13 protein-coding genes and 1 tRNA gene are annotated in these 14,436 nt (G+C 48.5%); 8 read left to right on the top strand and 6 right to left on the bottom strand.

From position 1 onward, the window contains the following. Nucleotides 1-86: 86 nt before the first annotated feature. The 7 genes from DN748_RS15655 to DN748_RS15685 all read left to right on the top strand — a co-directional run bounded on the left by DN748_RS15655 (nucleotide 87) and on the right by DN748_RS15685 (nucleotide 4,768). Nucleotides 87-1,115, top strand: coding sequence for an asparaginase (locus DN748_RS15655; RefSeq protein WP_112372830.1), 1,029 nt, complete (start codon nucleotides 87-89; stop codon nucleotides 1,113-1,115). 85 nt (nucleotides 1,116-1,200) lie between these two features. After that, nucleotides 1,201-1,288 (top strand) — tRNA-Ser (locus DN748_RS15660). Between the two features lie 244 nt (nucleotides 1,289-1,532). After that, the gene (locus DN748_RS15665) at nucleotides 1,533-2,342 is read left to right on the top strand and encodes a MotA/TolQ/ExbB proton channel family protein (protein ID WP_112372776.1); all 810 of its coding nucleotides are present in this window, start codon (nucleotides 1,533-1,535) and stop codon (nucleotides 2,340-2,342) included. A gap of 23 nt (nucleotides 2,343-2,365) precedes the next feature. Further along, a complete protein-coding gene (locus tag DN748_RS15670; protein ID WP_112372777.1) occupies nucleotides 2,366-2,794 on the top strand; it encodes a hypothetical protein in 429 nt (142 codons plus the stop codon). A gap of 4 nt (nucleotides 2,795-2,798) precedes the next feature. After that, complete coding sequence (locus tag DN748_RS15675; protein WP_112372778.1) at nucleotides 2,799-3,416, top strand: biopolymer transporter ExbD; 618 nt, start codon at nucleotides 2,799-2,801, stop codon at nucleotides 3,414-3,416. Between the two features lie 12 nt (nucleotides 3,417-3,428). Then, nucleotides 3,429-3,911 (top strand): ExbD/TolR family protein, encoded by a 483-nt coding sequence (locus DN748_RS15680; RefSeq protein ID WP_112372779.1) that lies wholly within the window; start codon nucleotides 3,429-3,431, stop codon nucleotides 3,909-3,911. A gap of 140 nt (nucleotides 3,912-4,051) precedes the next feature. Continuing rightward, nucleotides 4,052-4,768 carry a porin family protein gene (locus tag DN748_RS15685; protein WP_112372780.1) on the top strand — a complete coding sequence of 239 codons (717 nt, stop codon included), beginning with the start codon at nucleotides 4,052-4,054 and terminating at the stop codon, nucleotides 4,766-4,768. A gap of 3 nt (nucleotides 4,769-4,771) precedes the next feature. Here DN748_RS15685 and DN748_RS15690 read toward each other — a convergent pair whose 3' ends face one another. The 3 genes from DN748_RS15690 to asnS form a co-directional block, all read right to left on the bottom strand. Beyond that, nucleotides 4,772-5,374, bottom strand: coding sequence for a hypothetical protein (locus DN748_RS15690; RefSeq protein ID WP_112372781.1), 603 nt, complete (start codon nucleotides 5,372-5,374; stop codon nucleotides 4,772-4,774). A gap of 47 nt (nucleotides 5,375-5,421) precedes the next feature. Next, nucleotides 5,422-6,885, bottom strand: a complete 1,464-nt coding sequence (gene rpoN, locus DN748_RS15695; protein ID WP_112372782.1) for an RNA polymerase factor sigma-54 — start codon at nucleotides 6,883-6,885, stop codon at nucleotides 5,422-5,424. Nucleotides 6,886-7,057: 172 nt separating this feature from the next. Continuing rightward, nucleotides 7,058-8,491: an asparagine--tRNA ligase gene (asnS, locus tag DN748_RS15700; protein ID WP_112372783.1), complete on the bottom strand. Its 1,434-nt coding sequence runs from the start codon at nucleotides 8,489-8,491 to the stop codon at nucleotides 7,058-7,060. A 71-nt stretch (nucleotides 8,492-8,562) separates the two neighbouring features. Between asnS and DN748_RS15705 the strand changes: the two genes are divergently transcribed. Continuing rightward, nucleotides 8,563-8,769 (top strand): hypothetical protein, encoded by a 207-nt coding sequence (locus DN748_RS15705; protein ID WP_112372784.1) that lies wholly within the window; start codon nucleotides 8,563-8,565, stop codon nucleotides 8,767-8,769. A gap of 12 nt (nucleotides 8,770-8,781) precedes the next feature. Here DN748_RS15705 and DN748_RS15710 read toward each other — a convergent pair whose 3' ends face one another. The 3 genes from DN748_RS15710 to frr all read right to left on the bottom strand — a co-directional run bounded on the left by DN748_RS15710 (nucleotide 8,782) and on the right by frr (nucleotide 14,410). Beyond that, complete coding sequence (locus DN748_RS15710) at nucleotides 8,782-11,169, bottom strand: efflux RND transporter permease subunit (RefSeq protein WP_112372785.1); 2,388 nt, start codon at nucleotides 11,167-11,169, stop codon at nucleotides 8,782-8,784. A gap of 46 nt (nucleotides 11,170-11,215) precedes the next feature. Then, the gene (locus DN748_RS15715; RefSeq protein WP_112372786.1) at nucleotides 11,216-13,741 is read right to left on the bottom strand and encodes a DUF5686 and carboxypeptidase-like regulatory domain-containing protein; all 2,526 of its coding nucleotides are present in this window, start codon (nucleotides 13,739-13,741) and stop codon (nucleotides 11,216-11,218) included. Nucleotides 13,742-13,852: 111 nt separating this feature from the next. Further along, nucleotides 13,853-14,410: a ribosome recycling factor gene (gene frr / locus DN748_RS15720; RefSeq protein ID WP_112372787.1), complete on the bottom strand. Its 558-nt coding sequence runs from the start codon at nucleotides 14,408-14,410 to the stop codon at nucleotides 13,853-13,855. Nucleotides 14,411-14,436 lie beyond the last annotated feature (26 nt).

The following is a 14,436-nucleotide window of genomic DNA, read 5'->3' on the forward strand; positions in this document are numbered from 1 at the left end:
ATGTGTTGCCCCCGTGTTTTAACATGGAGATGACGGCCCCCGCTTCGTTGGGTTTTCCTGTCAAAAATGATTTCACAAAGCTGTATATGGGAAAAAGATCGGATATACTCCTGGTGTATACCGGAGGGACTATCGGGATGATAAAGGATTATGAAACGGGCGCGCTCAGGGCCTTTGACTTTGACAAGCTGCTCAACCGTATTCCCGAACTGTCGCACCTGGATTGCAATATAAAAACCGTGGCTTTCGAAGAACCGATCGATTCTTCGAATATGGACCCGGAGTACTGGAGGCGCATCGCCGGGATCATAGAGGAACACTACGAAGACTTTGACGGCTTTGTGGTGCTTCATGGCAGCGATACGATGAGCTATACCGGGGCAGCCCTGAGTTTTATGCTCGAAAACCTGTCCAAGCCGGTAATCCTTACCGGGTCGCAGTTGCCTATAGGTGACCTCCGTACCGATGCCAAGGAGAACCTGATCACATCCATACAGATCGCCGCGTTGCAGGACAGGGGGAAGCCGCTGGTGTCTGAAGTATGCCTTTATTTCGAATACAAGCTGTACCGTGCCAACCGCACCACCAAGATCAATGCGGAACATTTTGAAGCCTTTGCCTCGCTGAACTACCCTCCCCTGGCCGAAAGCGGTGTTCACCTGAAAATCAACAGGGAATACCTGCTGGCACCCAACCGCCGGAAGAAGTTCAGGGTACACAAGGCTCTGGACAATAATATCGCGGTGGTCCGGCTGTTTCCGGGGCTCAGTGATACAGTGCTTAAGGCCGTCCTGGAAACACCGGGACTGAAGGCCGTGGTGCTGGAAACCTACGGGGCCGGAAATGCTCCTACGGGAAAGGGGTTCCGGGATATAGTGGGAACAGCGGTAGAGAACGGTATCTTCGTGGTCAATGTGACCCAGTGTTCCGGTGGCAGTGTGCTTATGGGGAAATACGAAACCAGTACTCACCTGAAGAAACTGGGGCTTATCAATGGAAAAGATATCACGACGGAGGCTGCCCTGGCAAAACTAATGTACCTCCTGGGAAATAATATCAGTAAAAAAGCGTTTAGAACTGTGTTTGAAACACCATTACGGGGGGAAATGCAGTAAAAATAACGAGATAAATTTTATCAACTAAAAAAAAATTCGTTATTTGGCACCCCGAACAAATCCCCGCGGGGCAAGCAATACAAAGAGAGAGGTGGCCGAGTGGTCGAAGGCGCACGCCTGGAAAGTGTGTATACGTCACAAGCGTATCGAGGGTTCGAATCCCTTCCTCTCTGCAAAGAACAGGTTGTTTTTGATTACTTGTTTCTCCGTTATAAGACAACAGCGATTTCTGCTTTTGTCTGAAAGAAAAAAAAGACAATAAATAGTAAGTTCTGTAAAAAAACTATTGATATTCCGGTTGTCGCGCCGGAGAGATAAGGCCCGAAAGGGGTTTATCTTCTTTTATTGCGGATTTTTTAATTGTAAAAATTTTATATCTTTAACCCTATTAACTAACAAAATTTAAGTTTAAAAGAAATGAAAAGATTATTTTCTATTCTGGCTGTTGCCGGATTAATGGCTCTCAACGCAACGACGGCAGAAGCGAAGGATCTTGCTCCTGTTGTACCTGAAACTGTTTCGGAGATCGTTGCTGTCGCAGATGACGCTGCTGCTTTTGTTCAGGATGATGATGCTGCTGCTTCTCAGGAAAGCAACAAGTCATTTCACCAGGTATTGAAAGAGAGGTTTATAGAGGGTGGTGCCGGATTTATGGGTATCGTACTTCTGTGTCTGATACTCGGTCTTGCCGTAGCTATCGAAAGGATCATGTTCCTTAACCTGTCTACAACAAATACCAAAAAACTTACTGCCAAGGTAGAAGATGCTCTTGCTACGGGAGGTGTTGAAGCTGCAAAAGAAGTGTGCAGGAACACCAAGGGCCCCATTGCCTCTATTTATTATCAGGGGCTGGACAGAACCGATGAAGGTGTTGAAGCAGCCGAGAAAGCTGTTGTAGCTTACGGTGGTGTGCAGATGGGACAATTGGAGAAAAACGTATCCTGGCTTTCCCTCTTTATTGCCATAGCCCCCATGCTCGGGTTTATGGGTACGGTAATCGGGATGATCCAGGCCTTTGACAAAATTAGTGCTGCAGGAGGCCTTGACGCTTCTCTTATCGCTGCCGATATTAAAGTAGCCCTGCTGACTACGGTATTCGGTCTTATTGTAGCGATCATTCTTCAGATTTTCTATAACTATATCATCGCCAAGATAGACAGTATCGTTAACGATATGGAAGATGCTTCTATCGTTTTGATCGACCTGTTGGTAGCTCATAAAAAATAATCAAACGAGATATATATAGAATTATGAAAGTATTTAAAATATTATTAATCCTGTTGAGCGTGGTAGGCGCCGTGCTTTGGCTGATGCTTCCGGATAGCGAAACACCCGTAGAGGTAGCGTCGGGAGACTCCAATGTAAACCTCATGTTCGTGGTGTCTTACATCCTGCTCGGAATAGCTGTCCTGCTCACAGTGATTTTCAGTATAACGGCATTGTTGTCGCACCACAAGCTGAAGGAAATGATTATCTCTATCGTAGTCTTCGGCCTGGTACTGGTGGTGAGTTATTCATTGGCTTCCGGAGACCAGATCCTGGCACAGGACGGATCGGTTGCGGCAGATTCTTCCACAGCGAAGCTTGTCGGGGGCGGATTGATAGCGTTTTATATTTTAACAGCCCTGGCTATTGCAGCCATGCTGTTTTCCGGAGTAAAGAAAATATTATTTAAATAGAATTATGGCAAGAAGAGCAATACCAGAAGTGAACGCGGGATCTATGGCAGATATAGCGTTTCTGCTCCTGATCTTCTTCCTGGTAACTACTACTATTGAAACAGATTCCGGTCTGGACCGGAAACTTCCACCGATGGAGCCACAGGATGAGGAAGTGACCATCAGGGAGAGGAACCTGTTGCAGGTACTTATAAACAAGGACAACCAGCTCATGGTTAATGAGGAGTTGGTAGAACTTGAAGACCTGCGGCAAAGAGCAGTAGATTTCCTGGATAACGGAGGGGGTACGAACGATCAGGGGGAAACCTGTGATTATTGCCAGGGAGCCAGGGATGAAACTTCATCCGTTCACCCGGATAAAGCGATCATCTCTCTTGTAAACGACAGGGAGACCAAGTACAGTACGTATATCGCCGTACAGAACGAACTGGTGGCGGCCTATAATGTACTGAGAAACAGGGAGGCCCAGCGTCTTTACAAGACCGATTTTACCGAGATGCAGAGCGTTTATAACGACCCTAAAACGGATGACGACGTAAAGGACAGGCTTAAAGAGCGCATTGAGACCATCCAGAAAATGTATCCTCAATTATTGTCTGAGGCGGAACCGAGGAAGAACTAAAAATACAGTATTATGGCTAAATTCAAAAAGAAGAAAAGTGGCGAATTACCAGCGGTGTCTACAGCCTCTCTGCCGGATATCGTATTTATGTTGTTGTTTTTCTTTATGACGGTTACCGTGATGAAAGATGATGATATTATGGTGGAAAACGAACTGCCCACGGCAAATCAGGTACAGAAACTGGACAAAAAGGACAGGGTGGTTTATATTTATGCCGGTAAACCCCATCCGCGTTACCAGTCTAAATACGGTACGCAGGCGAGAATACAGCTGAACGACAAGTTCGAAAGCGTAGATGCCGTAGCTTCGTATATCCTGGCCGAAAGAGCGAGTATGAGGCAGGAGCTGCAACCTTTGATGACCACGGCTTTAAAAGTGGACAAGGAAACCAATATGGGACTTGTTTCCGATATCAAGCAGGAACTCAGAAAGGTGAATGCCCTTAAAGTAAATTATACCACGAAGGAAGGGGATGCGATGAATAACCTTAAATAATTTTTGGCATTTCTTGAAACTTATATTTTGAAAGACCGGTCGTTTGACCGGTTTTTTTATTTCCGGGGGAATAATAAGTTAATCAGTTATTAAGTTATCAGACAGAAAGAAAAACTCAATAACCCAATAACCAATACCACATGAAAATCCAGCTGTTGTTGATATCGTTCTGCTGTTTTACAGGAAGCCTGGGCGTACAGGCCCAGGAAAAAGAAGATGTGCGCTTGTCTTTGTCCGATACCAGCAGGGTGGATGACAAATACAGGGAAGACCAGGTATACGTCGGGATTACTTATAATATCCTGCTCAACCGGCCTGCTGATGTGAAACAACAGAATCTTTCCAGGGGGGTCCAGGTAGGGATTATCAAGGATATGCCCCTGAATGCCGCCCGGAATGTGGCCCTTGGTATCGGATTGGGGTACGGATTTAATTCTTATTTTCACAATTTGCAGATGGTCAGGAATGAAGGGGGCATGGAATACGGCCTGATCCCGGAAGGGACGGATTACAAGCGCAACAAGATGGATACCCATGTGCTGGAAGTTCCCATCGAATTCCGATGGCGGACTTCTACGGCCCGAAGCTATAAGTTCTGGAGGGTCTATGCAGGGGTTCGCCTGGGGTATGTATTTTCCAACCGCTATAAGTTTCTCGGGGATGAGACCGTACGTTTTTCCAATAGTGATATCAGGAAGTTTCAAAGCGGCTTGCAATTGAGTGCCGGGTATAATACCTGGAATTTTTACGTGTATTACGGGCTGGGGAAACTCTTTAAGGATGATATTATTACTACAGGCGGGGAGGTTCTGGAAATGAGGGCCCTGAAAGTGGGGATCATTTTTTATGCCCTCTGACGGTCATAACAGAAAGCAGAATATGACAAGCTGGGGTATGGTGCCGATAAGGGCTCCCGTAGCTATTTCCCGGGGAGTATGGGCCCTGAGGTACAGTCGCGAAACAGCAATGACTCCGGAGATGATGACCAGTGCTGCGAGTATCGGCGCCGTATTGACCTGAAAGTGCAGGCTGAAACCGAAAATAAAGGCGGCTACGCCGGTTATTCCCATCATGTGGATACTTGCCTTTACATTCAGGATAACGAGCAGCAGGCACAGGAACAGGGTGCTCATGATGCCTACGAAGAAGTAGTGCAGGGTAGGTGAGAACGCCGGGGGGGCGATATGGAGGATAATCACATACGTGATGGTTATGGCGGCGTAAAGAGGGATCTTCCGCTCCTTTGCGGAGCGGAGTTCATGAGATTGTACCCACCCCAGGTGCTTCAGGAGCAGGTACAGTACTATCGGGATAAGTACGGTGAGGATGAGGATCGGGAGAATGACGTTTTTTCGTGATTCGTACGGGATGTGTTGCGGGGATAGCATATAAAAGGCCATGGTCCCCGTGAAAGGCATGAACAGGGGGTGAAAAAGATAGCTGAATATCCTGCATATGATCATGGTTCCGGGATAATATGTGGTTTTAAAAGCAGCAGGGGCTTCCTTTTCTATATCTGTTTTCTCAGCCTGGCCACGGGGATGTCGAGCTGTTCCCTGTATTTGGCGATGGTCCTCCGGGCAATGGGATATCCCTTTTCCTTGAGCATGACGGCCAGCCTGTCGTCGGTCAGGGGAGACCTTTTATCCTCTTCCTCGATAATGCTTTCGAGTATTTTCTTGATCTCACGGGTGGAGACATCTTCTCCCTGTTCGTTTTTCATGGCTTCCGAAAAGAATTCCTTGATCAGTTTGGTGCCGTAGGGCGTATCTACATATTTACTGTTGGCCACTCTCGATACGGTAGAGACATCCATTCCTATACGGTCTGCAATGTCCTTGAGGATCATCGGTTTCAATTTTCTTTCATCGCCGGTCAGGAAATATTCTTTCTGGTAATGCATAATGGCATTCATGGTTACAAAGAGTGTTTCCTGCCGCTGTTTTATGGCATCTATAAACCATTTTGCCGCATCGAGTTTCTGTTTGATAAACTGTACGGCATCTTTCTGTGATCTTGATTTTTCCCTGGAATCCTTATATCCCTGCAACATGTTGCTGTACTCTTTGGAGACGTGTAACTGCGGGGCATTCCTTCCGTTGAGCGACAGTTCGAGCTCCCCGTCCACAATGCGGATACTGAAATCAGGCACCACGTGCTCGATCATGCGGTTATTCCCGGAATAGGAACTTCCGGGCTTGGGATTGAGCCGCTCTATTTCCTGGATGGCATCTCTTAACTCTTCTTCTCCGATATGGTGTCTTTGAAGTAGTTTGTTATAGTGTTTTTTGGAGAACTGCTCGAAGGAGCGTTCAATGATATCTATGGCCATCAGGACGGGAGGAGTGGGTTTTTTACGCCTCAACTGGATCAGGAGACACTCCTTCAGGTCCCTGGCAGCTACTCCTGCCGGATCGAGTTGCTGGACCAGGCGGAGCACTTTTTCTATGGTCTCCTCGTCGGTGTAGATGTTCTGGGTAAAGGCGAGGTCATCCATAATGTCTTCTACAGACCGTCTTATGTAGCCGCTCTCGTCTACACTGCCTACCAGGAATTCGGCAATATCCCGCTGGTTGTCGTTCAGGCTGTAGGTGTTGAGCTGATTTACGAGGTTCTGGTGAAAGGAGGTCCCTGCCGCGTAGGGCACACTTTTTTCCTCGTCGTCTGCGCTGTAGTTATTGGTCTGAAGCCGGTATTCGGGGATTTCGTCATCACTGAGATATTCGTCTACGTTGATGTCTTCGGCTTCTATCTTTTCATTGCCATCGTCGTAAGGATCGTCCTGAGCACCGTAGAGATCGTCATCGTAAGCGGCTTCTTCCTCCTTGCCGCTTTCCAGAGCCGGGTTTTCCTCGATCTCCTGCTTGAGGCGCTGTTCAAAAGCCTGGGTAGGCAATTGTATCAGCTTCATCAACTGGATCTGTTGAGGCGATAGCTTCTGGGATAATTTGAACTGTAACTGTTGCTTCAGCATCTGTTATTGCGATTAAAACCGGATGTATACTACAAAAATAGTCGAAAACTTTGAACCGGGGAAAGATTGACAGTTAAAGAAGTCTGCCCGGTATGTGGCGGTCTCCCGCCGGGTGGGGAGTAGGAGAAACTCCCGGGGGCGCAAACCACATCCGGGAGTTTTTGATATGAGATCAGAATTCTGCGTTCTGCGGAGTCCGCGGAAAGGGGATGACATCCCTGATATTGGTCATTCCCGTGGTAAAGAGGACGAGCCGTTCGAAGCCCAGTCCGAAACCGCTGTGCACGGCAGTACCGTATTTTCTCAGGTCCAGGTACCACCAGAGTTCCTTTTCGTCGATCCCCATGGCACGCACCTTTTCCAGGAGCACGTCATACCGCTCTTCCCGTTGTGAGCCTCCTACGATCTCCCCGATGCCGGGAAAGAGGATATCCATGGCCCTTACGGTCTGGCCATCGTCGTTCAGCCGCATATAGAACGCCTTGATCTTTGCGGGATAATCAAACAGGATTACCGGGCACTTGAAGTGCTTTTCCACCAGGTAGCGTTCGTGTTCGCTTTGCAGGTCGGCCCCCCATTCCTCGATCAGGTACCGGAATTTCTTCTTTTTGTTGGGCTTGCTGTTCCTGAGGATATCGATAGCTTCCGTATAGCTTACCCGCTTAAAGTTGTTGTCCAGGACGAAATGCAGCTTTTCCGTAAGGGTCATCCCGCTCCTTTCGTTCTGGGGTTTTGTTTTTTCCTCATCGGCCAGGCGCTTCTCCAGGAACTCCAGGTCGTCCTTGCAATGCTCCAGCGCATAGCGCACCACATACTTGATAAAATCCTCGGCCAGGTCCATATTGCCATCCAGGTCCATGAAAGCCACTTCGGGCTCTATCATCCAGAATTCGGCCAGGTGCCTGGAGGTATTGGAGTTTTCGGCACGGAACGTAGGGCCGAAGGTATACACTTTTCCCAGCGACATGGCATAGGCTTCTGCTTCGAGCTGTCCGGACACGGTGAGATTGGTTTCCTTGCCGAAAAAATCTTCCCTGTAGTTTACACTGCCGTCTTCTTCCAGCGGAGGGTTTTTGGCATCGAGGGTGGTGACGCGGAACATCTCTCCCGCTCCTTCCGCATCACTTCCGGTGATCACGGGGGTATTTACATAATTGAACCCGTTGTTCTGAAAATACCGGTGCACGGCAAACGAGAGCGCCGACCGTACCCTCATCACCGCTCCGAAAGTATTGGTCCGGGTACGCAGGTGGGCTTTTTCCCTGAGGAACTCCAGCGAGTGTTTTTTGGGCTGTATGGGATATTCGTCCGGGTGGGCATCGCCCAGTATTTTAAGTTCGCCAACCTGTATTTCTACCTTTTGCCCTTTTCCGGAGCTCTCTACCAGTGTGCCCTGTATATGGAGTGCGGCCCCCGTGGTAATGCGCCTCAGGGTTTCTTCGGAGGTGTTGTCAAAATCCACTACACATTGGATGTTGTGAATGGTGGAACCGTCGTTCAGGGCAATGAAACGATTACTCCTGAAGGTTCTTACCCATCCCTTGACACTGATCTCCTGCAATAACAAATCTTTGGTGAGCAGGTCTTTTACGCAGTATGCCTTCATGTTCTTATGAGCTTGCAAATAAAATTATACACGCTTTCCACAGCCGTTCTGCTGTAGAAAAAAGCGTGATAATGCGATTAATACTAAGGGGCAAATATAGTTGTTTTTTCAAAGAATGCAGGGCGATCAGGGTTTTGAATGTTGAATTGTCTGAAGCACGGGGCACGGAGCTTGAAGTGGGGAGTTTTTCCCGACCGCAGCGTCTGTACCGGCTTCTGGCCGGGGGAGGGATCTCCGGGCCTTCAGTGATGTTGCTGAAGCTCTTCCGAACAGATTGATTAACCAGTATATCAACTGTCGTCATCGTCTCCGGTGAGGACATCAAAATTGGGCTCTTTCAGGATTTTCCTGTTGGCAATGCTCTTTTCCAGCGACAACAGCAATGAAGGGAGCAGGATAAGGTTGGACATCATGGCGAACAGCAGGGTAATGGATACGAGTCCTCCCAGGGCTACGGTACCGCCGAAACTCGATGTCGTGAAAACGGAAAAGCCGAAGAGCAGTACAATGGAAGTGTAGAACATGCTCACTCCTGTTTCCCGCAGTGCGGCATATACCGATTTTCGTATTTTCCAGCCGTTGCTCACCAGTTCCTGCCGGTATTTGGCCAGGAAATGTATGGTGTCGTCTACGGATATACCAAAAGCGATACTGAAAACCAGTATGGTAGACGGTTTGATGGGGATGCCCAGGTACCCCATGACCCCGGCCGTGATAAGCAGGGGAAAGATATTGGGAACCAGCGATATGAGGATCATCCGGAAAGACCGGAACATATAGGCCATAAACAGCGAGATCAGGAAAACGGCCAGGGCCAGCGATGCGATCAGGTTGTTGACCAGGTATTTGGTGCCTTTCATAAACACCAGGGCCTTTCCTGTAAGCGTTACTTCGTAGCGGTCTTCGGGAAACAGCTTTTTTATGGTGGTCTGCACCTGTTCCAGGGCATCTTCCATGTTATCGGTTCCCATATCCTGCATAAAGGTGGTTATACGGGCGATCTGCCCGGTGGAATCGACAAAGCTGTGTAACAGGTCTGCATTATCCGACGATTTCCGGGCATACGACAATATAAAGTGATTTTCCTGGTTTGTGGGAAGTTGATAATAATTGGGGTTCCCGTTGTAATAGGCCTGTTTGGAATACTTGACCAGGTTTACCACCGAAATGGGTTTGGACAGGCCGGGGATATCGGTAATAAGGTTTTCCAGTTCGTCCATTCTGCGGAGTGTAGACAGCTTCATGACCCCGTTTTTCCTTTTGGTATCGATGGTGATCTCCAGGGGCATGATACCGTCAAATTCCTTTTCGAAGAAGCGGATATCCCTGAAGAAATCAGTGTTTTTAGGCATGTCCTCGATCAGGCTGCCCGATATTTTTATCTGGTAGATCCCGATAATTCCCAGGATCAGCAGTACGATAGAGGTGATGGAAATGGCGATACGCCTATGCTTTACGATATGTACATTCCATTTTACAAAACCGCCGATCCATTTTTTGTTCAGGTGTTTGAGGTGGCGGTTTTTCGGAACGGGCATAAAGCTGTATATGACCGGAATGATCAGCAGTGAAAGGATAAAAATGGTCATGATGTTTATGGAAGCCACGATCCCGAATTCCTTCAGCAGCGTACTCTCCGTAACAATAAAGGAAGCAAAGCCTATCGCCGTGGTCGCATTGGTCATCAGCGTGGCATTCCCTACCTTGGAAACCACTCTCTGCAGTGATTTGGCCTGGTTGCCGTGTTTCTGTATTTCCTGCTGGTATTTGTTGATGAGGAAGATACAGTTCGGGATACCGATCACTATGATGAGCGGCGGGATGAGTGCGGTAAGCACGGTGATCTCGTAGTGCAGAAGCCCCAGTGTCCCGAAAGCCCACATGACCCCGATAATGACCACGATCATGGAGATAAAGGTAGCCCTGAAAGAGCGGAAAAAGAAAAAGAAAATCAGGGAGGTGACCCCCAGCGCGGCCAGGATAAACCCTCCTATTTCGTCGATGATATTCTGGGAATTCAGGGTGCGGACATAGGGCATTCCCGAAACGTGGACCTTAAGCCCGGTATTTTTTTCGAATTTTTCAATGAGCGGGACAAAGTCGTTAAAAATAAAATCTTTTCTTACCGGCGTGTTTACGATCTCCTTGTCCAGGTATACGGCGGTACGAATGGTCTGGGTCTCCTTGTTAAAGAGCAGGCCTTCATAAAAAGGCAGTTCGTGGAAAAGATGCTGTTTCAGGGTGTCTATGGCCTCTTCCGATTCCAGGGGGTGTGTGATAAGGGGGTTGAGTTCAAACTGTTGTTTTTCGTCGTTCTTTACCAGTTCCCTGAGGTTCTCCGTCGAAACGACAAGGTCTACTTCGGGGAAGGCATTGAGCTGTTTGCTCAGCCTGTTCCAGAGGTTGAAGTGTTCCGGGGTAAAAAGGGAGGGATCCTTGACTGCGAGTACAATGAGGTTGCCTTCTTCCCCGAAAGTCTCGAGGAATTTGTTGTACTGTATGTTTACCGGGTGATGATCGGGCAGCAGATTGGCTTCGGTATAGGTGAAACGCATGTTTTTCCACTGGACGGCCAGAAAAACCGTAAGCCCCGTAATGATAAGGAGTATCAATATCCTGTTGCGGAGAATTACCCTGGCAACCCGCTCCCAAAACCCTTTGCTAATCCAAGCGACCATTTTGTTTTTTTAACCGGGCAAAGGTAAGGAATTCAGGCATAACAGCCTAAAAACCCAGGCTCATGTAGTAGGTAAACTTAAAAGAGATGTTTTCATCAAACCGGGGCAACTGGTATGCCCCGTAGCGGTACATGGCACTCAGGCCGAACCCCTTGAAGATCTTGTTCAGCTCGAAACCGCTTTCCAGGTATCCCTTGTTGAACGACCGGACGTCTATACCGATGTGTTTTTCACTGTGCGTAACGCTCCCCAGGGCAAACCTGGAGATCAGGATGAGTTCCGGTTTTATCGGGCCGGCGATCTTAAACCGGTTGGATTGGTGCTTTACCTGGAGCATCAGGTACCTGTCGGAATAAAATTCGTTGAAATACATGGTTTCCAGGCTGTTGCGACCGGCTACGGAAAATCGTTGCAGAATGACATCACCCCTGGGCTGGTTGGGAGAGGCTTGGTACAGGTGGGTTACGGGCAGGTCGCCGTAAGCCAGTCCGCCCGTAGCCAGTAAACTGCTTTTCGACCTGTTGGGGTGCTGAAATTCGTAGATCCCGCGGAAGTCGATCTTGGTAAAGTCGAAATCACCTTCCAGTACATTGCTCATGGCACGGGTTACCTGGACGGTGAAATTGGGGTATTCGTTTTTCATGGTAGCTTTTCCGTGCCTGGTCTGCATATACCGGCTGAAGGGGTTCCACTGTAAGGCCAGGGTAGCTTCCGAAAGCTTGAAATGGTGGTAGGAATCGCCCTGGTGTACATAGAAGTAGTTGTAGGCCGGAACGATATTGCTTTGGCTGAACTGGATCTTGGCCCCTATTTTTGCCGTGATATCGTGTTCGAGGTAGGCACTTGACCTGCGGGTCTTGTGAAACATGGTGATATTGAACAGGCGGGGTTCAAAAAGAGAAAAATTGCGGGCTTCGTTGATGAACTCGGTACCGCCGGTTTCCACGAGGTCATCCATATAGGATGCCCCTATCCAGGTGTTGGTTATTTTGGCCAGGCGTGCTGCGCCGTCCAGCCCGAATTTTATCTTCTTGTCTTTGGTGCCGTATACACTGTAAGCCTTCAGGCGGTATTTCGAGGAGAAGTCGGTGTTGGTCACCGCGCCCATACCGATCCGGAAACCTTCGTAGTTGTTGTATTTGAGCAGGTACCTCAGGTCGAGGTCTACATATTTGATCGGGTAATACCCCTTGATCAGTTTCCTTGCCAGGTGTATCTTGCGCTCGGCATTATTGGCGTCTACCACGCTGTCCAGTACTTCGTAGGTCTGCTGCCCTCTTTGCGTGAGCGGAATGGTACGGTACCGGTTCCAGTAATCTTCGTCCCTGCGGTGGGCATTGTCCTCTATTTCCATGGCAATGCCTTTCCCCTTGATCGTCACCGGCTTGTTGAAACTGTAATCAAAGTTTTCTTCCCTGCTGATAAAATGGATGTTCCGGGAGATATCCTGCCGGGTAGAGGAGTTGATGGTATCTTCCGTTTTTTTGCCGAAATCGGTAAACGAGACCCCGAGCAGGGATATGCCGTCTTCATTTTTTCCCCTGATGATCCTGATCTGCCTGGACTCCGGAAACCACAGGTCCTGTTCCGGGAAATAGCGGAATGTCTGGGAAGCGTCGATATTGATAATGGCCTTGAGTTGTGCTATGCCTTTCTGCAGGGCATAAGACAGGGTGTCGATATAAAGCACCCCTTCCATACCGGCAGTTTTCCGTTTTTCTTTCGGGAAATAGTGTATCATGTATGCCGCCCTGCCGGTCTCCTTGTTCACGACCGTGTCGAGCAGCTTGTAGTGATAGGCGGTAAGGGCATTGGAACCGACGGGGCCGGGATATTTTGTGCCCAGGATAGCATAATTGTTGTCGTAAAAGGAAAAGGACTGCATCTGTATGGCGAGAATTTCATACAGCGGCTCCCGGAATCCCGCCATTTTTGTGGCCAGTACCGTTTCCCTTTTCCCCTTGCGGGTGTTGAAGAGATATTCCGAAACCTTTTCCGACAGGTACAGGTGCGATCGCGACAATTCCTTTTTGAGGAGATAATTGGTAGAGTCGGGTTTGACGAATATTTTTTTTCCTCTTTCCTCTTTGTAAATGGAATCGATACTTCCGGAAATGGAATCGGGGTTTGCCGTGACCAGCAACTTGTTGTAGGCCTTGAAGGAAAAACTCTCCAGCTTTTTTTCGGGGTTATTGAGTTTTCGCCTTTTCAGCGTTTCCCGGATAATGCCGATGGCGGGGTTTTCCCCACCCTGAACGACGACTTCCCGGAGTTTTTCCGGTGATGGGGACAGGGATACGGTGTAGTAATGCTGTTCCGGGACCAGGGATACCTTCTTCTGGGTATAACCGATATATGAAAAAGTAAGTTCGAGAATATTTCCCCCGGGGTTTTCGATCTCGAATTTCCCTTCTGCGTCGGTGATGGCGCCTTTTCCCGTATTGGTGACTATATTGGAGAACGGCAGCGGGACACCGGTGTCCCGGTCGCGTACCATCCCGGAGATCATGTCCTGGGCATGGCCTGTTAAAGAGGTGGTCAGAACAAGGAACAGGATCAGGAAATTTCTCATCGGTTCGGTAGATTATAATGGTAAACGGACAAAAAACGGGAATGTTATATAAAAAATGCCCGAAATCCCGGGCATTTTAATATGGTCGTGTCTGTCTGTTCCGGCACTCATTTAAACGGTCATTATTTCCTTTTCCTTTACCGCTAACAGCTCATCGACTTTTTTGATATAGCTGTCGGTAAGGGTCTGAATATCCACCTCGGTATTTTTTTTGACATCTTCAGAGGCTTCTTCCAGCTTTTTAACCTCCTTGTTGGCATCCTGCCTGGACCCTCTTATGCTTACCTTGGCATCTTCGGATACGGCTTTGGCCTGTTTGACGAGCTCCTTGCGCCGTTCCTCGGTAAGGGGCGGAACATTGATAATGATGTTCTCCCCGTTATTCATCGGGTTGAACCCGATATTGGCTACGATAATGGCTTTTTCAATGGTCTGGAGCATGCCTTTCTCCCAGGGTTGTACCGTAATGGTACGCGCATCGGGGGTGCTGATATTGGCTACCTGGCCCAGGGGGGTCTGCGATCCGTAGTAGTCCACGAAAATGCTTCCGAGCATAGCCGGGCTTGCCTTGCCGGCCCTGATATTGGTGAACTCTTTTTCCAGGTGGCTTAGGGCTCCTTCCATGGCCTCCGTGGTACTGTCCAGTATAAAGCTGATCTCTTCGTTCATGATGGTCCGTTTTTATTAGGTGGTAA

The organism is Sinomicrobium soli (assembly GCF_003285545.1).
Taxonomy (GTDB): domain Bacteria; phylum Bacteroidota; class Bacteroidia; order Flavobacteriales; family Flavobacteriaceae; genus Sinomicrobium.

Excerpts from the sequence above, each read along its gene's own strand:
- DN748_RS15670 (WP_112372777.1), top strand. The coding sequence starts at position 2,366 with ATGAAAGTATTTAAAATATTATTAATCCTGTTGAGCGTGGTAGGCGCC.
- asnS (WP_112372783.1), bottom strand. The coding sequence starts at position 8,491 with ATGAAGGCATACTGCGTAAAAGACCTGCTCACCAAAGATTTGTTATTG.
- DN748_RS15710 (WP_112372785.1), bottom strand. The coding sequence starts at position 11,169 with ATGGTCGCTTGGATTAGCAAAGGGTTTTGGGAGCGGGTTGCCAGGGTA.
- frr (WP_112372787.1), bottom strand. The coding sequence starts at position 14,410 with ATGAACGAAGAGATCAGCTTTATACTGGACAGTACCACGGAGGCCATG.
- rpoN (WP_112372782.1), bottom strand. The coding sequence starts at position 6,885 with ATGCTGAAGCAACAGTTACAGTTCAAATTATCCCAGAAGCTATCGCCT.
- DN748_RS15685 (WP_112372780.1), top strand. The coding sequence starts at position 4,052 with ATGAAAATCCAGCTGTTGTTGATATCGTTCTGCTGTTTTACAGGAAGC.
- DN748_RS15690 (WP_112372781.1), bottom strand. The coding sequence starts at position 5,374 with ATGATCATATGCAGGATATTCAGCTATCTTTTTCACCCCCTGTTCATG.
- DN748_RS15715 (WP_112372786.1), bottom strand. The coding sequence starts at position 13,741 with ATGAGAAATTTCCTGATCCTGTTCCTTGTTCTGACCACCTCTTTAACA.
- DN748_RS15680 (WP_112372779.1), top strand. The coding sequence starts at position 3,429 with ATGGCTAAATTCAAAAAGAAGAAAAGTGGCGAATTACCAGCGGTGTCT.
- DN748_RS15655 (WP_112372830.1), top strand. The coding sequence starts at position 87 with ATGGGAAAAAGATCGGATATACTCCTGGTGTATACCGGAGGGACTATC.
- DN748_RS15665 (WP_112372776.1), top strand. The coding sequence starts at position 1,533 with ATGAAAAGATTATTTTCTATTCTGGCTGTTGCCGGATTAATGGCTCTC.
- DN748_RS15705 (WP_112372784.1), top strand. The coding sequence starts at position 8,563 with ATGCGATTAATACTAAGGGGCAAATATAGTTGTTTTTTCAAAGAATGC.
- DN748_RS15675 (WP_112372778.1), top strand. The coding sequence starts at position 2,799 with ATGGCAAGAAGAGCAATACCAGAAGTGAACGCGGGATCTATGGCAGAT.